Below are 19,332 nucleotides of genomic sequence, written 5' to 3'. Positions count from 1 at the left end.
ACACACTATGAAAAAAGCGGTTTTATTTTTGTTAGCACTTTCCACATTAAGTTATTCAGCACCCAAGACATCATACAAAACAGGAGTGGCCTTTGCACTAGGAAGTTATTTCAATACTCCGGCGGTAAAGGTATTAGAGGCTGACAGAGTTGTTCAGCTAGAAGAGGGCTTATTTGCTCAAAAAATAAAATATCAAACATATAATGATTTTGGTGGACAAATCATAAAAGAAAAAATATTTGTATTAAAACAAATAAATTCTACATATTCATTTGTTGAAAAACTAAATGTAGGAGAAATAGATTTATAATAAAAAAAGACCTGTTAACAGGTCTTTTATTTTCCGAGATTATAGATAGTCCTATAATTATTTAGTATATAAAATAAAAAATAAAATTCTAAACAAGTATTCTAATATTTTCTTTTTTTAAATATAATAAAGTAATTAAAGCCATTAAACACTCTGTAATTGCGGAAGCTAACCATAAACCCTTTATTCCAAATTTCCATGACAAAATAAAAATCAAAGGAATTGTTAAAAAACATTGTTTAGAAACATTTAATATTAAACTTGTTTTAAATTTTCCAATAGCTTGAAAATATCCTGCTCCAATAACATTTATTCCTAAAAGAAAAATCATAGAAAAATAAATTTTAGAACTATTTATTGCAGTTAATTTTAATTGATAATCAGTTTTTGCAAAAATATTCATAAGAAAATCACTTGCTAAAACAGTTACTAAAAATCCAAGAGTGGCAACAATTGTGCTATATAACAAAGATTTTTTACAAATCTTTTGAACTCTATTTAAATTTTCACGTCCATAGTTATATCCTAAAATAGGTTGTGTTCCTTGATAAATTGCAACAATAGGCAAAAATACTATAAGATATAAACTACTTAAAATTCCAAAAGTAGCAATATATAAATCACCTCCAAGTTTTTTTAAAATAATATTTGTAAGAACAACAACAAGTGCAGTAAAAAACTGGACTAAAAATGCTGGTGTACCAATAATCGTAAGTTCTTTAACTCTCTGCCACTTCAATAGTAGATTGTAAGGTTTTAATTTCAAATGCTCACTGTATTTACTCAAGTATATCAGTTGAGAAATAACAGCTATGAAATTTCCAATAACTGTAGCTAAAGCAGCTCCTTTCATTCCTAAATTTAAAATATTTATAAAGATAGGATCTAAAATGATATTTGTCAAACATCCTATAAGTCCAATTAACATAGCTTTTTTAGGTGCTCCACTGCCAATTATCATTTCATTGGTTCCAACATACATAACCTGTAAAAATATTCCAACTGAAAGTGGTTTTAAATAGCTCATTGTATAATTAAAAAGTTCTCCACTTCCACCTAAAGCTAAAATAACTTTATCTGTAAATAAAAATAGTAAAATAGTTTGAAGTATTCCTATTAAAAATAGTAAGGTGAATCCATTTCCAAGAATATTTTCTCCACGCTTTAAATCTCCTTTTCCTAGATTAATACTCATAAGAACACCGGATCCAATTCCAAATAAAAGTCCTGTGGCTAAATTAAATGTAGAGATTGGCATTGTTAAACTAACGCCCGCAATTCCCATTCTTCCAATATAATAACCTATAAAAAATCTATCGGCTAAATTATAAAAAATATTAACTCCCATTGCAACTAGTGCTGGAAGGGAGTATTGAATAATAAGTTTACTAATTTTTTCTTTTTCTAATTTTTCTAACATGTCAAATTCTCCTTGTATTTAGTCTCTAAATAAGATATCATAGTTTCATCTAAAAAAACCGGATATATATCCGCTAATTAAAAAAAGAGGTTAAAATGAAGAATGAAATAAAATACTATTTAAAAAAATATAATTTAGAAAATTGTATAAAAAATGAATTTTTAAATAAATTATATATAAAAAGATTTCAAAAAGGCGAGATGATATTTTCTGTAGAAGAAGAATCACAAACTATATATTTTTTTGTAGAAGGAAAAGTTAAAGTCTATTCAGCATTTTACGGAAATAAAGAGATTCTTATTGAGTTTACTAAACCTATGCAAATTTTAGGTGAAGTTGAATATATTCAAAATAAAGATATAAATGTAAATGTAGAGGCATTAACACCTTGCATTATGATTGGAATATTAAGAACTGATTTCAAAAAAATGATTAGTCAAAACGATGAGCTTTATGAGCTTCTTTTAAAAACAATAACCGATAAATTAACTACAACGATGAGCAGAGTATTAAGTTATCATCAACAACCTTTAGAAGAAAGAATTTTAGATTATTTAAAAGAATTATCAAATCATAATAAAATAGAAAAAATAAAGTATATAGATATGGCAGAGTATTTAAAAATTTCTGATAGGCATTTAAGAAAAGTTTTGAAAAAACTTGTAGAAGAACAAAAAATTTTAAAAAATGGAAAAAACATTCAAATTTTATAAACAAAAAAAGGATAGATTTAACTATCCTTTAAAATGTTTATCACATCAATAACTTTTTTATTTTTAAGATTATAATAAACCCATCCGCCATTTTTTTTAGAAGCTAAGATATCAGCTTCTTTTAAAATTTTTAAATGTTGAGATAAATTAGATTGTGTAGCATTAAAAAAATCTTGTATTTTACAAACGCAAAGACTTTCTTCATTTGAAAGTAATTTGATTATTTCTAATCTTAGCGGGTGTGCTAAAGCTTTTAGGATTTTCACTTCTTTTTCCATTATATTTCTCCTTCAAATACTTATGATGATTGTATCTAATAATACTATGGTATCGTACAGGAGAGAAAAAGTCAATGAATTATTCTCTTATCTCTTTTGGATAGTTTGTAATTATTCTTGTAACGCCCATTTTTTTTAGTACTTCTGCATCTTTAGATGAATTGACAGTCCAAACGTTTATATCGATATTTTTACTCTTTAGATACTTCACATCTTCTTCAAGGATAAAACTTTTAGCAGGGTGATATGCAGTTAATTCAAATCCTAAATTTTCAATATATTTATCTAAATTAATAAGAGTACTTTCAACTAAAATTCCAATTTTGATAGACGAATCTAGATTTTTTATATTTTTTAAAAGATTGTGACTAAAAGATGATACTATAATATTTTTAGTTGGATATTGTTGGATTATATCTACTAAAATTTTTTCAGAACCTCTTTCTCTTGAATACTCCTCTTTTAACTCGATATTGATTAACATGTGATCTGGAATTAGATCTAAAGTTTCCTCTAAAGTAGGGATCTTTTCTTCTTTAAACTCCTCACTAAACCAACTTCCAGCATCTAATTTTTTCAACTCTTCTAAAGTGTGTTCTCTAACATATCCATTACCATTCGATGTTCTTTCTAAAGTCCAGTCATGAAAAATAACCATTTTACCATCTTTGGTCTGTTGTACATCAAATTCAAAACCATCACAACCATCAACCATAGCTTTTTTGAATGCTGCAATTGTATTTTCTGGAGCTGTTCCTGAAGCTCCTCTATGTGCTAAAATTTCCATAAATCCTCCCGAGATTAACTTACTTAATAAATTTCAAAATCATTATATTTTTTTTGAACTTAAAAGTCAAATTCATTTACAGGATTTAAACAGAGATTTTTTTTATATTTATAAAAGTATCGTAATATGCTACCTGACCTCCAATGTCTGAAGCTAAACTATTTGTTAAAAAATTAGGATTACCTTGAGCTTTACTCCATTGCATAAAGATATAAGCCTCATCTTTTTTTAAATCGAAATCAAATTTGATTTTTGATTTTATACTTCCATTTTTAGATGAAACAAGAACAATATCCCCCTCCTCTAATTTTTCAGAATTTTCATGAGATATAAATATCTGAGATATATCTTCAATATCACCAACATGTTGATTAAATAGAGAATTTTTAGCATGTGGTGTAATTAGTCTGATGGGATATTCACTAGAATTTTTAGAAGCTTTCATAAGTATAGGCATAGGTTCAGCTCCATCCTTTAATGCGGTTTCACTATATATTTCAATTTTTCCAGAAGGGGTATTAAACTTTTTATCTTCCCAAGCTACATGCCCCTTTTGAATATTAATATCCCTCTTTTTAAGATCATCTAAAGTTATGTTTAAAGGAGCGAGTACTTTATTTAGATATTCCTCTTTTGAAACAATAGGATAAGATTTTAAATTCATTTTTTTAGCTAAACTTTGGAAAAAGAAATATTCATCCATCTCTTTAGTTTCAGGATCTACAACTTTTTCATTATACATAAGTGAAGGCATAAGCATAGAAGAGTATATAATATCCTCACTTTCTAAAGTATTTGTTACTGGAATTATTAAATCACTGTTCTTAGCAGTATCAGTTAAAAACATATCAAAACAAACTTTAAATGGAATCGATTTATATGCATCTAAAGTTTTATTTAAATCAGGAAGTTGATTCAAAGGATTAGCCTTACTTATAAAAATAGCTTCAATAGTATTTTCTTTTACGAAATTAGCAAAATTTGTGATTGCGAACTCTCTAGAATTAATCGCGTAATTCAAACTAAGGTATGGATCTCTATTTAAAATTTGAGGATATATTTTACTAGAATAAAAAACACCAGCTCCACTTTTTCCAATATTTCCTGTCATAGACATTAAAGCATCGATAGCTCTAACATTATTTCCACCGTTAATATATCTTTGCATACCATAACCTATAAAGGTCATTACATTTCCAATAGATATTAATTTAAATAACTCATTAATTTTTTCGCTTGATACACCACACTCCTCAATCAATTCATTCATATTTAATGTTGAAAGATATTTTGAGAATTTTTCAAATCCATAGATATTTTCATCTATAAAATTTCTATCTACAGTATTTTTTTCTAAAGCTAATCTACTTAGAGCTAAAGCTAAAGCTCCGTCACCTCCAGCTCTCAAATTTATATGAAGATCACTTATTGTTGATGTTTCATTTTTTCTAAAATCAATAGTTACTATTTTAATTCCTAACTTTTTCATTTCAACAAGTTTTTTATAAAGATGAACAGAAGTCACTGCAGGATTTCTAGACCAAAGAATAATTACATTAGCATTTTTCATATCATCTAAATCACTAGTTTGTCTTCCACCAAAATCATAATCATGAGCAGCACATCCAGCAGACCAGCAAGTTCCACCTGTTGCTGTAGATATTCCACCTAAAAAATTAAAAAATATATCGTGAATACCTTTTAATAATCCACCAGCTCCTGACTCGCTATAATGAATGATTGAATTTGTAAGTCCATCTTTTTTTATTTTTATTAACTTTGAATTTACAATTTCTATTGCATCTTCAAAGCTGATTTCTTTAAATCCCTCTCCTACTTTTAATAGAGGTTTTAAAATACGATTTTCATCATACAAACGATTTAAATGTTTTAAACCTTTTGAACATAAAAATCCATCAGTTAACGAATTGTCTCTACTTCCTTCTAGTTTTACAACTCTTCCATCTTTTTTATAGACATCAATTTTACAAACATCAAAACAATCTAAAGAACAGCTATTTCTAAAAATTTTCATCAAAAACCTCCTAAAAAATTTAAATAAATTATATCATATTTTTAAAAAAAATGTTATGATGAAAGGATGAGAAAAAATTAAGGAGGACAATGTGAAACAAGAATTAACACTACATAATGGAGATATCAAGAGATTACTTGTAAAGTATTCTATTCCTGCCATAATTAGTATGCTAGTAAGTGCCTTATACAATGTTGTGGATAGAATATTTATAGGGAATATGAAAGATGTTGGAGCTTTGGCCATAACAGGAGTAGGGATAACTATGCCAATAGTTACAATAGCTTTAGCCTTTTCAATGTTAATAGGAATAGGAGCTACAGCTAACATCTCAATTAAATTAGGAGAAAAGAGAAGAGATAGTGCTGAAAAAATAATGGGAAATATTATCACACTATCTATAATTTTAGGATTAGTAATAACAATTTTAGGAAGTATATATAAAGATCCTATATTAAAAGCTTTTGGAGCAAGTGAAAATACACTGAAGTACGCAAGAGAATATATAACAATTATACTTTATGGAACTGTTTTTAATATAATGGGATATGCTTTAAATAGTACAATAAGAGCTGATGGGAATCCTAAAATCTGTTCAGCGATAATGGTAATAAGCTGTTTTGTTAATATAGTGCTAGACCCAATTTTTATATTTACATTTGGACTAGGAATAAAAGGAGCTGCAATAGCGACTGTGTTATCACAAGTTATGACAGCAGTTTTATCATTTGCATACTATATGAGTAAAAAATCAAATTTAAAAATTAAAAAAGTTAATTTAGCTTTAGATAAAGATATTGTAAAATTAATTTTGGCAATCGGAATTTCACCTTTTACAATGCAGCTAGCAACAAGTATGGTTCAAGTTGTAAATAATAACGCTTTGAAGTTACATGGTGGAGATTTAGCAATAGGTGCTATGGCAACCGTAAATGCTGTCGCGCTACTTTGTTTCATGCCAGTTTATGGAATTTCTCAAGGTGCTCAACCTATTATTGGTTATAATTTTGGTGCTAAGCAATACAAGAGAATGGAAGAAGCTTATAAAATTGCGACATGGTCTGGAATAATAATCTTTGCTATCGCATTATTTTTAGTTGAAGTTTTCCCAGCAGCTATAATTGGATTATTTAATAAAAATCCTGATATTATGGCAATTTCGATTCACGGTATGAGAATATATTTAATGGCGATGCCTGCAATTGCTGTAGGTATGGCTGGAAGTAACTATTTCTTAGCTATAGGAGAGGGGAAGGCAGCGATGTTCTTAAGTTTATTAAGACAAGTTATACTATTAATTCCTTTAATTATGATTTTCTCTAAAATGTACGGATTAACAGGAATATGGTTAGCACAACCTATTTGTGATTTGATTGCTGGAATTGTAACTTTAATAATGGTAACTAAGAATTTAAGTAAATATAACGGATCTCAATCTTCATTATTTAAAATGAGGGTATACGAATAATAAAATAAATATAAAGTAAAAAGGACTCATTTTCTATAAAAAGAAAAATGGGTCCTTTTTTCAAAGAACCCATTTTTCACCACACACACACTTTACTATACATCATAAGGAAATAATGTACTGAGTTTAGTATATATGAAATTAATAAATTTAACAAATATAATAATTATATGATATAGATATATTAAAAATAATATATCTACTCAAAAAAGGAAAAATATTTAAAAATCAGTATATTTAAAGTGTTAAAAATAATTTAATTAAAAATCTATTGACAAAATGAGGAAAATATAATAAATATCTTAATAGAAAGTTAAATACTTTCTCAAAAATTAAAAGGAGATTAAAATGGCTAACGGAAGAATGAACTTTGATCAATTCGAAGATGATGAAATGGATTACATTCCAAAAGAATTTGGAAGAGGAGGAACTAAAGAGGATAAAAAAAAGGTTCTGAAAATGAAAAAGGATTTTAAAGAAAAAAGTAAAAATAGAGTGGTGAATGACAAAAAAAGATTTAATGAGCTTATTTTAGAAGAAGAATAATAATTAAGTAAAAGATAGATTTAAAAGCTGGCTAAGCCAGCTTTTTATATTCAAAAAAAATTAGAAAAAAATGGACTTTAAAGTCCATTTTTTTAATTTTCTATCCAATTTGTTTTTTCTATAATCTCTGCGATTAATTCATGCCCCATTTTCGGGTGAATAGTCTCTTCGTGAGCTATTGTAACAATTGACATAGCCATAGCAAACTTAACTGTATCTTTTATAGATAAGTCATTCATGTACCCAAATCCTAATCCAGCAACGAAAGAATCTCCTGCTCCAGTTACATTTTTAACTGTAACATCAGTAGCTTTTAAAGTTCCACTTTCTGTTCCATTTGTATAATAGATTCCATCTGCATCTAAACTAATAAATACATTTTTAATTCCTAGAGAAAGGAAGTATTTTCCAACCTTCTCTAAATCTTCTCTAGTATTTATTTTTATTCCTGATAAAACCTCTGCTTCAACTCTATTAGGTTTTATAGTATGGAAATATTTAATTAGATGTTTTACTTTCTCAGCTTTTGTAGAAGAGATAGGATCTAGAATGAAATTAGTTTTTCCATTGAATTTAGTTAAAAGATATTCTAAGTTGCTAGGATCATCCGCATCTAAGAATGTGAAAGCAGCATTTTCAATCATAGGTCCCTTAGAATCTATGAAGTCTGTTGTCATAGCACTAATACTATCTAAATCCGCAACAGCTGAAACCATTTCTCCAGTTTGATCTAGTATCGCCATATATGTAGGTGTACTTTTTCCCTCTAAAATTAGAGAATTAGTCATATCATACCCAATTTTTAAAGAGTGTGTTAACATAGAACGACCAATCTCATCGTCTCCTACAATTGATATAAATTTAGTTTTAATTCCAACTCTGGCCATATTCTCAGCTATATTTCTAGAAACTCCTCCAAAAGATATTTTTATCTTTCCTGGAATAGAATCACAGGCTTTGTATGATGAGTTGCAAAAACCAAACATATCAACAACAGAAGCTCCAAAAACTAGTATATATTTTTGTCCGCTTAGACAATCTTGCATTACAAATTCCTCCTAAATATAAAAAAAATAAATAAATATATTTTAACAGATTTTTTACAAAAGTCAAAGATTAAAATTATAGAATTAAACTTATGTTTATTTATTTCTTTTTTTAGAGATTAATGTTATAATAAACAATTGAAGAATATATGTGATTAAAGGAGAATATGTGAGTAATTTTAATGAATTAAAAGTTAATAAAAATATAGTTGATCTTTTAGCTAAAAAAGGTATAAAAGAACCAACAGAGATTCAAATAGAAGCTATTCCAGTAATTTTAAATGATAAAGATGTAATAGGGCAAGCTTCAACAGGAAGTGGAAAGACATTTGCCTTTGGAATTCCATTAATACAAAAGTTAAATAAATCTGGAAAAGAACCAGGAGCATTAATAGTAGTTCCTACAAGAGAGTTAGCTATTCAAATTGCTGATGAGTTAGAAAAAATAAATTTTGAAAATAAGAAAATACTTCTTACTTATGGAGGGAGAGAGATTGCAGGACAAATTGAAAATCTGAATGCAGGAGTTGATATCGTTATAGGTACACCTGGAAGATTAGTAGATTTGATAGAAAGAAAGGCAATAAATCTTTCTAAGATAAAAACTCTTATTTTAGATGAAGTAGATCAAATGCTACTTATGGGATTCAGAAATGAAATTGATAAGATTATAGAAGTTTGTAATAGAAAAAGACAAACTTTATGTTTCTCAGCAACAATTGATTCAACAGTTAAGAAAATGGCGTACAGAATAACAAAAGAGCCGGTAAATATAGTTATAGAAAGCAAAGAAAATAAATTAGCAAATATAAATCAACATCTAATTAAAACAAGTGATAGAAGAAAGTTAGATACTCTTTGCTCTCTTCTTAATGAAACAAATCCATTTATGGGAATTATTTTCTGTAGAACAAAAGTTAGAGTGGATAGTTTAGAAGAGGAACTTTCGGCAAGAGGATACTCTTGTCAGAAGCTTCATAGTGATATTCCACAAGCTAAAAGAGAAAAAATAATGAAAGCCTTTAAAGATGTAGAGTTTCAATTTTTAGTAGCTACTGATGTTGCCGCTAGAGGTGTCGATATAACAGGTGTAACTCATATCTTTAATTATGATATAACAGAGGACGTAGAGAGCTACATCCATAGAATTGGTAGAACAGGAAGAGCCGGAGAGAAAGGGGACTCATATCTTTTTGTAACTGATAGAAATACAGAGATGTTAGTTGATATTCAAAAGCATATGGGAATAGCCATTCCAGAAAAAGAGATTGAATATGTTACAGGGGTCATGTCAACACTAGAACTTCCTAAAAAGAAATACAATAAGAAAATAAACGCAAGAACAAAAAATATAGAAGAGCAAAAAAAGCGTTATAGAAGATAAAAACGAAACTAAAAAAAGGGGTTGTGTGTTTAAATGGAAAGAATACAAAAGCAGATGGAATTTTTATTTGAAATTGACAAAATAAAGGATGTTTTCAGACAATCTTTAGTTGTTGAAGGAAAAAGAGAGGAAAACGATGCAGAGCACAGCTGGCATATGGCCCTAGTAGCATTAACTATAAAAGAGTATTTTATAGAAGAGGTAGATTTAGAGAAATCATTAAAAATGATACTTATACATGACTTAGTTGAAATTTACGCAGGAGATACTCCCGCTTTTGGTGCTCAAAGAGCAGATAAGAGAGAAGAGGAACTGAAAGCCGCTGTAAAAATTTTCTCTCTCCTACCAGAAGATCAAAAAGAGTATTTCTTAAATTTATGGATAGAATTTGAAGATTGTGAGAGCAATGAAGCTAAATTTGCAAATGTGTGTGATAGATATCAAGGGTTTATGCAAAATTTAACTTCAGATGGTCATACTTGGAAAAAATTTAATGCTCCGTTAGAGATGGTTTTAAAAAGAGCTGAAGTTATAAAAATATATACTCCAGAACTGTATGAAAAATATATGTTACCTCAACTTTTATCATATAAGGAGAGAGGAATAATCAAATAAAATTTTTTTAAAAAGGTTATCTTTGATTGATTTTTATCTACCTTTATGGTATTATTTAGTAGAAAAAAGCAAAAAAACTAAAAAAATCACTATAAACTATTGACATTTAAGGGTTTAGTGAGTATAATCGGTTTAAAGATACCATAAATCAAGGGTTTTCAAGTTTTTGGTTTCTTGTATACTATATTTTATAATAGTTCAAGGAGGGTAACAATGACTAAAAAAGAGTTTATCGAATTATTTGCAAAAACAGGTGAATACACTAAAAAAGATGCAGAGAAAGCAGTTAAGTTATTTTTAGATTTAGTTGAACAAAAGCTAGTTGAAGGTGAACCAGTATCATTTATCGGATGGGGAAAATTTGAAGTAGTTACTAGAGCAGCCAGACACGTAAGAAACCCACAAACAGGTAAGAAAATGAAATTAAAAGAGAAAAAAGTTGTTAAATTTAGAGTTGGTAAAACTTTAGAGGAAAAAATAGGATAATTATGGAATGCTTCGAATACAATTCTTTTGGAGAATAACATTCGAAGCTTTTTTATTGAAAAAGAGGTGTAAAGTGAAAGTTGTTATAAACAATATTAATGTTTCTATTGAGAGAGATCAAAACCTTGAACTGAAAAAAGAGATCATCAAAAGAGGTATTAAAGCAGAAAATATAGAGAGAATAGAATACTCAAAGAGATCAATAGATAGTAGGAAAAAAACGGATATAAAATTTGTTTACAATATAGAGGTAACACTAAAAAGTGATGTAGATGTAGCTACTTTAACAAATGTTAATCTAGCTAAAGAGATTTTAGAAGATGTTTTAACTGCAAAGTCAGGAATAGAAAGAGTTGCTGTTATTGGAGCAGGACCAGCTGGTCTATTTGCAGCTTTAAGACTATGTGAACTTGGAATTAAACCGATTATATATGAACGTGGAGAAAAAGTTGATGATAGAGATAAGACTATCGATGAATTTGTAAAGTTCAGTATGCTAAATCCAAACTCGAATATACAATTTGGAGAGGGAGGAGCTGGAACTTACTCGGATGGAAAGCTAAACACTAGAGTTAAAAGTGGATACATGAATAAAGTTTTCTTAGAGTTAGTAGAGAATGGAGCTCAAGAACAAATTCTTTGGGATTACAAACCACATGTAGGAACAGATATTTTAAAAGTAGTAGTAAAAAATCTGAGAGAGAAAATTATAAAAATGGGTGGAGAGTTTCACTTCAGTACTCTAATAAAAGATATTATTATTTTAGATGGAGTAGTAAAAGGATTAAAACTTCAAAACTTAAAGTCTTCAATTGTAACTGAAGAGATTGAACTGTTTGATCATATTGTTTTAGGAATTGGACACTCTTCAAGAGATACATATAGAATGTTACATTCTAAAGGTGTATTTATGGAAAATAAACCATTTGCTATAGGGGCTAGAATTGAACATCCAAGAGTTGATATAGATGCTATGCAATATGGGAAGATGGCATCTCATCCAAACTTAGAAGCCGCAACGTATAGCTTAACTTATAACAATAGAGAAGAGGAGAGAGGAGTATTCTCATTCTGTATGTGTCCAGGTGGAGTGATAGTTAATGCTGCATCGCAAGAGGGTGGAAGTTTAGTAAATGGAATGAGTTACTCTACAAGAGATGGCAGATTCTCTAATTCGGCTTTAGTTGTAGGAGTAAAAGCAAACGAATTCGGAGATGAGCTATTCTCAGGAATGGAATATCAAGATAAATTAGAAAAAGCAACATACGACGAGGTTGGAAACTATGGAGCTCTTTATCAAAATACATTGGATTTCTTAAAAGGAAAGAAAACAAATAGAAAAATAGAATCGAGTTATGAGATGGAACTTAAGAGTTACGATTTGAATAACCTATTCCCTAAAGTTATAGCTGATAATATGAAAATGGCTATGGGATATTGGGAAAAAACTCAAAGAAACTTTATAAGTGAACATGCAAACTTAATTGGTCCAGAAACAAGAACTTCTGCACCAGTAAAAATAACTAGAAATGAACTTGGAGAATCAATCAATACAAAAGGACTTTATCCAATAGGAGAGGGAGCTGGGTATGCAGGTGGAATAATCAGTGCCGCCATTGATGGGTTTAAGATTATAGATTTAGCATTTGCAACAAAAGAATAATTAGAGTAGTTAAAGAATAGGAGAGAAATAATGAGAATTTCAAAAAAAGATGCGTTAGAATGGTTTAGCCATTTATCATCTCTTTCAGGAGATAAAACAGAGGTATATAAAAGATTTAATCCGATTATAGAGTCAACTATGAGACAGATTGAGTTAGCAGTAAATAAAAAACATGCTGATATGAAATCTGAAATTGGAGATTTAAAAGATTTAAAAGGAAGAACATTCTTTGTAGGAGATCAGCAAAAGTTTCCAAAAGGTTGTGTTTCTTGCTTATTTGGTGACGGTCTAGGTGGAATAAGAAAAACTCATGAATGTAATTTACTTTGTAAGTTTTGTTACTACCATGATAATATCGATAATCAAGAGCCTATCCCTGATGGAATGTGGGAAATTGGAGAAACTCTTTACTATGAAGAGGATATAGACCTATTATTATCAATACAGAAAAAACCAAGTGGAATTGCATATGTTTATTTAGAACCATTCTTAGAAATTGAAAAATACTATGGAATTATTAAAAAACTTAGTGATGCTGGAGTATATCAACATATGTATACAAACGGATCTCTTTGCACAAGAGAAAACCTACAAAAATTAGGAGAAGCTGGATTAAATGAGTTAAGATTTAATTTAGGTGCTGTTAAGTGTAGTGACAAAGTTATTGAAAACATGGCTATTGCAAAAGAATATATTCCAATGGTAGGAATAGAAACTCCAATGACTCCAGAGTTTTATAGTGAGTTTCTAAAGAAAAAAGAAGCTATTTTAAATACAGGTATAGATTTTATAAATTGTGCTGAACTTCATTTTGGAGAGGACAATATAAATAACTATGTTGGAGAGAGAATGTATATGGCTAGAAGAGGATACATATCTCCACTTTGGTCTAGAGAGATTACATTTAAATTGATGAAAGCGGCTGTTGAAGAAAACTGGCCAGTTGTTGTTCACGATTGTTCAAATCATACAAAATACTCTAGAGAATTAAATAAAAATTCAAAACAAGGGCAACCTTTTGGTGCTACTACTTATATGAGTGAGTTTGATAGATTCTTACCTCACTTATTCTTAGCAACGTTAGAGGATGAAGATTTCAAATTCTTAAATGAAGATGAGTTACCTGAAAATTTAAAATTAGAAAACTGCATTGATGAAATAGATTTTCTTCTAATTGAAGAGGAAGATGAAATGTATGACGGTTTCTTTGACGAAGAAGATGAAGAGGACGAAGAGTAAAAAAATTAAAAAATGAAGAGGTCTAATATGATCTCTTCATTTTATTTTTATTTAAATATATTTTATTATGCTAACTCCATACCTTTTTTTACTTTTAATATTGCTTCTTCATCTACAAAAATACTAGCTAAAGCAAATCCAAATTCAAGAGATTTTCCAGCTCCTGGAGATGTGATTAAATTTCTGTCAATAATAGCATCCCCCTCCATATAATTAGAACTCTTCATATCATCTTTTACAGAAGTGTGACAAGTGAATTTATAATCTCCAACTAAGTCGTTTATACCTAAAATTGTAGGTCCTCCACATATAGCACCTACGTATCTATTATCATTTAAATATTCTTTTACAATTTCAACAACTTTTTCATCTGTTCTAAGATTAACAAATCCAGGGAATCCACCAGGAATAACAACCATAACTCCCTCTCCTGAATTTATATTTTCAATATTAGTATCAGCTAAAACTTTAACTTTTTGAGCTGATTCAACTTCTAAAGAGTTTTCTAAAGTAGATACAGTTACAACATTTAATCCAGCTCTTCTTAAAATGTCTATTGGTGCCATCGCTTCAATAAGTTCAAATCCATTAGCTAACATAACAAAAATTTTTTTATTCATAAAACACCTCCGAAAAATATTTAATTTAATTATAACAGAAACCTTAAAAAAACACTAGATTATATGATATAATCAATATATAAATGAAAAAAGGAATGATTATATGAAAACAAACTATGAATTAGAGATGCAAAAAGAACTTGATAAGATTGGTATTAATAGTGGGAAAAAATTATTGATACATTCTTGTTGTGCACCGTGTAGCTGTGCAATACTTGAGTATTTAAAAACATATGTAGATATTGATATATATTTTTATAATCCTAATATTACTGAAAAAGAGGAATATATAACAAGATTAGAAGAGCAATATACTTTTAATGATGTTATGGAATTTGGAATGACTATTATAGAAGGAGAGTATAGTCCTGGAAAAGATTTTATAGAAAAAATAAAAGGCTTTGAAAAAGAGAAGGAGGGAGGTGCTAGATGCCATAAGTGCTATAGATTAAGAATGGAAGCTACAGCTAAAAAAGCAAAAGAGCTGGGATACGAATATTTTACAACTGTATTAAGTATCAGTCCTATGAAAAATTCTCAATGGATCAATGAGATAGGGATTGAACTTGAAAAAGAGTATGGTGTTAAATTTTTAAAAGGCGATTTTAAGAAAAAAAGTAGATACTTAAGAAGTGTTACACTTTCTAAAGAACACGAACTATATAGACAAGATTATTGTGGATGTATCTATTCTAAATTAGAAAGAATTGAAAAAGAGAGAGAAAAGGAAAAGATAGATGGTTAAGTATAATAATAGAAGGTTCTATTCACTCAATGATTATTTCAAAGAAACATTCAAAGAGAAAATTTTTAAAGTTTCTTTAGACGGTGGATTCACTTGTCCTAATAGAGATGGTAAAGTTGCTTATGGAGGATGTGTATTTTGTAGTGATGCTGGAAGTGGTGATTTTGCAGGAAGTAGAAAAAAAACTATAACAGAGCAAATAGATGAACAATTAGAATTTCTTCAAGATAAAATAAAGGATAAGAAAGTAATTGCTTATTTTCAAAATTTTACAAATACATATGGTGATGTAAAACATTTAAGAGAGATGTACTATGAGGCATTGAACCATCCTAAAGTTTTAGGATTAGCTATAGGAACTAGACCTGATTGTATTGATGATGATATTTTACAACTTTTAGATGAAATTAATCAAAAATATTTCTTTTGGTTAGAATTAGGATTACAAACTGTGGATGATAAAGTAGCTAAACTTATAAATAGAGGTTATGATTTACCTGTTTATTTAGATACCGCAAAAAGATTAAAAGAAAAAAACATAAAGTTTGTAACACATATGATTATTGGTCTACCTAACGAGGAGAGAGAGAATATTCTAAAAACTGCCAAGTGTATTGTTGATTCTGGTGCTTGGGGAATAAAGATTCATTCTCTTCATATTATAAAAGGAACAAGATTAGAAAAGCTTTATAATGAGATTAAATTTAAAGTTTTTTCTTTGGAAGAGTATGTAGAGATGGTTGTAACAATTTTAGAATCACTTCCAGAAAATATGGTTGTACATAGAATAACTGGCGATGGAAAAAAGGAGGAGGTTATAGAACCTCAGTGGAGCTTAAATAAACGTAAAGTTTTAAATGAAATAGAAAAAGAACTTAAAAAAAGAGAAAATATAAAAATGGAGGATGAATAATGGGTGGTACACTTATAAAATTAAAAGAGTTTCAAGAAAGTTTTACAAAAAATGAGAAAAGAATATCAAATTTTTTATTAGAAAATACAGATGCAATAAAAGTTTTGAATACTTATGATTTAGCAATAAAATGTGATGTAAGTCAGGCTTCAGTTGTTAGATTTGCTAAGAAACTAGGATTTAAAGGATTTCCTGAATTTAAAATAGCTTTAGCTGGTGATTTAGCTATGAGAAACAACGAAAAAGAGATAAATATAATTTATGATGAAATTCAGTTTGAAGACAACACAGAGGTCCTAGCTAAGAAAGTAGTTTATGAAAATATTAAAAGTGTTGAAGATACATATAAAATTTTAAATTTTGAAGAGATTGAAAAGGCTGCTGAAGCTATTGAGAAAGCTAATAGAATATTTATTCTAGGAGCTGGATTTTCAGGAATTATTGCGAGAGATTTCCAATACAAGCTTTGGGAGTTAGGAAAAAATGTTATATTTGAAACTGATCAACATATTCAACTGACAAATGCATCAACAGCAGGAGAGGGAGATGTTGTATTTGTTATATCATATAGTGGGCAAACATTAGATATTTATCAAAGTATTTTAGAATTTAAAGATAGAGGAGTTAAGGTAATCACATTAACTAAATTTGCTACAAATCCAATAAAAGATATCGGAGACATTTCTCTTAGTACAATTGTAGAAAAAAGTAACTTAAGATCTACTTCACTTTCTTCTAGAATGGCTCAACTTACTGTTATTGATATTCTTTATATAAAATTGATTCAAATGGATAGAGATACAGCAAATAGGTTAATTGGTGATGCTGTTGAGAGTGTAAAAAAATTCAAAATGTAAATATAATTCATTAAAATGAAACTCTAAAGAAAAAAAGTTTCGAAAAAGATTGACTTTTAAGAAAATAAATGGTAACTTTATTATAGAATATATAATTAAATCAAGGGAGTGATTTTAATGAGAGTAATTATAACAGAAAAAAATATTGGGGATTGGGCAGCTGTATATGTTGCAAAAAAAATATTAGCTGCAAAGCCAACAGCTGAAAAACCATTCGTATTAGGATTACCTACTGGAGGAACACCTCTAGAAATGTATAGAAGATTAATTCAATTCTGTAAGGATGGAATAATATCTTTTGAAAACATTATTACATTTAATATGGATGAGTATGTTGGATTATCTCCAGCTAATGATCAAAGTTACCATTACTATATGTATGAGAATTTCTTTAAACATATAGATATAAAACAAGAAAATATAAATATACTTAATGGTTTAGCAACTGATTACAAACAAGAGTGTGAAGATTATGAAGCAAAAATAAAATCAGTTGGAGGAATCGATTTATTCTTAGGAGGAATCGGACCTGATGGACATATTGCTTTCAATGAGCCTGGATCATCTTTAAGCTCAAGAACTAGAGACAAAGAGTTAACTATGGATACGATTATAGCTAACGCTAGATTCTTTGGAGGAGATGTAGATAGAGTACCAAAACTTTCATTGACAGTAGGAGTTGGAACAATTCTTGATGCAAAAGAAGTTTTAATAATGGTAAATGGACATGGAAAAGCAAGAGCTTTACATCATGCAGTTGAACAAGGTGTAAATCATATGTGGACTATCAGTGCTCTTCAGTTACATCCAAAAGGAATTATTGTTTCTGACGAAGCTGCTTGTACAGAGTTAAAAGTTGGAACTTATAGATACTTTAAAGATATTGAAAAAGCTAACTTAGATACAGATTTATTAATTGAAGAATTATATAAAAGCTGTGGAAAGTAAGGAGATGGATTGTTAATGAAAGCTATAATAAATGGAGAGTTATTTATAGGAAATAAATTCTATACTGGAAAAGCTTTAGTTCTTGATGGAGAGAGAATAGTAGATATACTGTCTGAAGATGAATTGAAAACTGTGTATGGAGAAATAGAAGTTATTGATGCAGAAAAAGGATATGTAACTCCTGGATTTATAGATTTACAGCTTAATGGTTGTGGAGGAGTTCTTTTCAACGATGATATAAGTTTAAAAACTTTAGAAATTATGCATAAAACAAATTTAAGATACGGATGTACGTCATTTACTCCAACGTTAATTACAACTGGAGATGAAAATATAGAAAAAGCTTTAGAATTAGTTCAAAGTATTGAGAATAAAGGTAAGTATGGAATTTTAGGGTTACATATAGAAGGACCTTATATCTCTAAAGATAAAAAAGGGATTCATAATCCTAAATTTATAAGAAAAGCTGATGAAGCTATGATAGATAAAATTGTTGCTGCTGGAAAAGAAAATGTAAAAATAATTACATTAGCACCAGAAAATACAGAAAAAGGAATCATTTCGAAACTTAATTTAGCAGGTATTCATGTAGCAGTTGGGCATTCTAACGCTACTTATGAAGAAGTGAAAGAAAAAGAAGGTTTCGGAATAACACTTGCAACTCACTTATATAATGCTATGACTTCTTTTAATCATAGAGAGCCTGGAGTTGTAGGAGCTATATTTGATAGTGATATAAAAGCAGGAGTTATTGCTGATGGTTTCCATTGTCATTATTCAGCTATAAAATCAGCTATAAAAATTATGGGTGAAAGATTGTTCTTAGTTACTGATGCTGCTGCACCAGTAGGAACAGATATGGAATATTTCTACTTCGAAGGAAATAAGGTTTACTATAAAGATGGTAAATGTTTTGGAGAGGATGGAACTTTAGGTGGCTCAGCTTTAACTATGGATGCTGGAGTTAGAAATCTAGTTAAATTCTGTGACATAACTTTAGAAGAGGCTATAAGAATGGCAACTCTTTATCCAGCTAAAGCAATTAATATAGATAATGAATATGGAAAAATATCACCTGGATATTTTGCAGATATCGTAATTTTAGATAAACATTTAAAATTGAAAAAAGTTATAGCAAAAGGTGAACTAGTATAGTTTTATAAGGAGTAGAGTGTTCTACTCCTTTTTTTATTATATAAGGAAACTATAGAAAAAATTTATCCAAAAAATATTGAAAAATTTGAACTCAAGGAGTAAAA

Annotated in this window: 20 protein-coding genes; 14 read left to right on the top strand and 6 right to left on the bottom strand. The window is 28.9% G+C overall.

The annotated features are described in order from the left end of the window. Nucleotides 1-7 precede the first annotated feature (7 nt). Complete coding sequence (locus L992_RS05130; RefSeq protein WP_047383410.1) at nt 8-310, top strand: hypothetical protein; 303 nt, start codon at nt 8-10, stop codon at nt 308-310. Nucleotides 311-398: 88 nt separating this feature from the next. On the opposite strand, the gene L992_RS05125 is transcribed toward L992_RS05130, so the two are convergent. Further along, the gene (locus L992_RS05125; RefSeq protein ID WP_052191772.1) at nt 399-1,730 is read right to left on the bottom strand and encodes an MATE family efflux transporter; all 1,332 of its coding nucleotides are present in this window, start codon (nt 1,728-1,730) and stop codon (nt 399-401) included. Nucleotides 1,731-1,825: 95 nt separating this feature from the next. On the opposite strand from L992_RS05125, the gene L992_RS05120 reads away from it, so the two are divergent. Continuing rightward, complete coding sequence (locus tag L992_RS05120) at nt 1,826-2,443, top strand: Crp/Fnr family transcriptional regulator (RefSeq protein WP_047383412.1); 618 nt, start codon at nt 1,826-1,828, stop codon at nt 2,441-2,443. Nucleotides 2,444-2,460: 17 nt separating this feature from the next. Here L992_RS05120 and L992_RS05115 read toward each other — a convergent pair whose 3' ends face one another. From L992_RS05115 to L992_RS05105, 3 genes are all read right to left on the bottom strand, one after another. Next, entirely contained in the window at nt 2,461-2,721 is a 261-nt protein-coding gene (locus L992_RS05115; protein WP_047383413.1) for a metalloregulator ArsR/SmtB family transcription factor, read from the bottom strand. Between the two features lie 79 nt (nt 2,722-2,800). Then, nucleotides 2,801-3,508: a glycerophosphodiester phosphodiesterase gene (locus L992_RS05110; RefSeq protein ID WP_047394751.1), complete on the bottom strand. Its 708-nt coding sequence runs from the start codon at nt 3,506-3,508 to the stop codon at nt 2,801-2,803. An 85-nt stretch (nt 3,509-3,593) separates the two neighbouring features. After that, nucleotides 3,594-5,543: a molybdopterin-dependent oxidoreductase gene (locus L992_RS05105; RefSeq protein WP_047394748.1), complete on the bottom strand. Its 1,950-nt coding sequence runs from the start codon at nt 5,541-5,543 to the stop codon at nt 3,594-3,596. A 91-nt stretch (nt 5,544-5,634) separates the two neighbouring features. Between L992_RS05105 and L992_RS05100 the strand changes: the two genes are divergently transcribed. Next, nucleotides 5,635-7,011 (top strand): MATE family efflux transporter, encoded by a 1,377-nt coding sequence (locus tag L992_RS05100; RefSeq protein WP_047383419.1) that lies wholly within the window; start codon nt 5,635-5,637, stop codon nt 7,009-7,011. A gap of 348 nt (nt 7,012-7,359) precedes the next feature. Further along, nucleotides 7,360-7,557: a hypothetical protein gene (locus L992_RS05095; RefSeq protein ID WP_047383421.1), complete on the top strand. Its 198-nt coding sequence runs from the start codon at nt 7,360-7,362 to the stop codon at nt 7,555-7,557. Nucleotides 7,558-7,649: 92 nt separating this feature from the next. Here L992_RS05095 and L992_RS05090 read toward each other — a convergent pair whose 3' ends face one another. Further along, nucleotides 7,650-8,603, bottom strand: coding sequence for a carbohydrate kinase family protein (locus L992_RS05090; RefSeq protein WP_047383424.1), 954 nt, complete (start codon nt 8,601-8,603; stop codon nt 7,650-7,652). A gap of 169 nt (nt 8,604-8,772) precedes the next feature. Here L992_RS05090 and L992_RS05085 point away from each other — a divergent pair, with 169 nt between their 5' ends. From L992_RS05085 to L992_RS05065, 5 genes are all read left to right on the top strand, one after another. Further along, nucleotides 8,773-9,987, top strand: a complete 1,215-nt coding sequence (locus L992_RS05085) for a DEAD/DEAH box helicase (RefSeq protein WP_081982712.1) — start codon at nt 8,773-8,775, stop codon at nt 9,985-9,987. A 33-nt stretch (nt 9,988-10,020) separates the two neighbouring features. Further along, nucleotides 10,021-10,602 carry an HD family hydrolase gene (locus L992_RS05080; protein WP_047383426.1) on the top strand — a complete coding sequence of 194 codons (582 nt, stop codon included), beginning with the start codon at nt 10,021-10,023 and terminating at the stop codon, nt 10,600-10,602. A 213-nt stretch (nt 10,603-10,815) separates the two neighbouring features. Further along, entirely contained in the window at nt 10,816-11,088 is a 273-nt protein-coding gene (locus tag L992_RS05075; RefSeq protein ID WP_047383428.1) for an HU family DNA-binding protein, read from the top strand. Nucleotides 11,089-11,161: 73 nt separating this feature from the next. Next, the gene (locus L992_RS05070; RefSeq protein WP_047383430.1) at nt 11,162-12,751 is read left to right on the top strand and encodes an NAD(P)/FAD-dependent oxidoreductase; all 1,590 of its coding nucleotides are present in this window, start codon (nt 11,162-11,164) and stop codon (nt 12,749-12,751) included. Nucleotides 12,752-12,781: 30 nt separating this feature from the next. Continuing rightward, nucleotides 12,782-13,990, top strand: coding sequence for a radical SAM protein (locus L992_RS05065; protein ID WP_047383432.1), 1,209 nt, complete (start codon nt 12,782-12,784; stop codon nt 13,988-13,990). A 65-nt stretch (nt 13,991-14,055) separates the two neighbouring features. Here the strand turns inward: L992_RS05065 and L992_RS05060 are convergent, their stop codons facing one another. Further along, nucleotides 14,056-14,610: a DJ-1 family glyoxalase III gene (locus L992_RS05060; protein WP_047394746.1), complete on the bottom strand. Its 555-nt coding sequence runs from the start codon at nt 14,608-14,610 to the stop codon at nt 14,056-14,058. A gap of 103 nt (nt 14,611-14,713) precedes the next feature. Between L992_RS05060 and L992_RS05055 the strand changes: the two genes are divergently transcribed. The 5 genes from L992_RS05055 (at nt 14,714) to nagA (ending at nt 19,228) form a co-directional block, all read left to right on the top strand. Further along, nucleotides 14,714-15,355 carry an epoxyqueuosine reductase QueH gene (locus L992_RS05055; RefSeq protein ID WP_047383435.1) on the top strand — a complete coding sequence of 214 codons (642 nt, stop codon included), beginning with the start codon at nt 14,714-14,716 and terminating at the stop codon, nt 15,353-15,355. Next, nucleotides 15,348-16,268: a TIGR01212 family radical SAM protein gene (locus L992_RS05050; protein WP_047383436.1), complete on the top strand. Its 921-nt coding sequence runs from the start codon at nt 15,348-15,350 to the stop codon at nt 16,266-16,268. The genes L992_RS05055 and L992_RS05050 overlap by 8 nt, the downstream gene beginning before the upstream one ends. After that, nucleotides 16,268-17,125, top strand: a complete 858-nt coding sequence (locus L992_RS05045; protein ID WP_047383438.1) for a MurR/RpiR family transcriptional regulator — start codon at nt 16,268-16,270, stop codon at nt 17,123-17,125. The genes L992_RS05050 and L992_RS05045 overlap by 1 nt, the downstream gene beginning before the upstream one ends. 117 nt (nt 17,126-17,242) lie before the next feature. Then, nucleotides 17,243-18,073, top strand: coding sequence for a glucosamine-6-phosphate deaminase (gene nagB / locus L992_RS05040; RefSeq protein WP_047383440.1), 831 nt, complete (start codon nt 17,243-17,245; stop codon nt 18,071-18,073). A 15-nt stretch (nt 18,074-18,088) separates the two neighbouring features. Further along, nucleotides 18,089-19,228 (top strand): N-acetylglucosamine-6-phosphate deacetylase, encoded by a 1,140-nt coding sequence (gene nagA, locus L992_RS05035; protein ID WP_047383441.1) that lies wholly within the window; start codon nt 18,089-18,091, stop codon nt 19,226-19,228. Nucleotides 19,229-19,332: the final 104 nt, after the last annotated feature.

Origin of the sequence: Cetobacterium sp. ZOR0034, from assembly GCF_000799075.1 — a bacterium.
Taxonomy (GTDB): domain Bacteria; phylum Fusobacteriota; class Fusobacteriia; order Fusobacteriales; family Fusobacteriaceae; genus Cetobacterium_A.
This window is presented reverse-complemented; position numbering and strand designations above follow the sequence as displayed.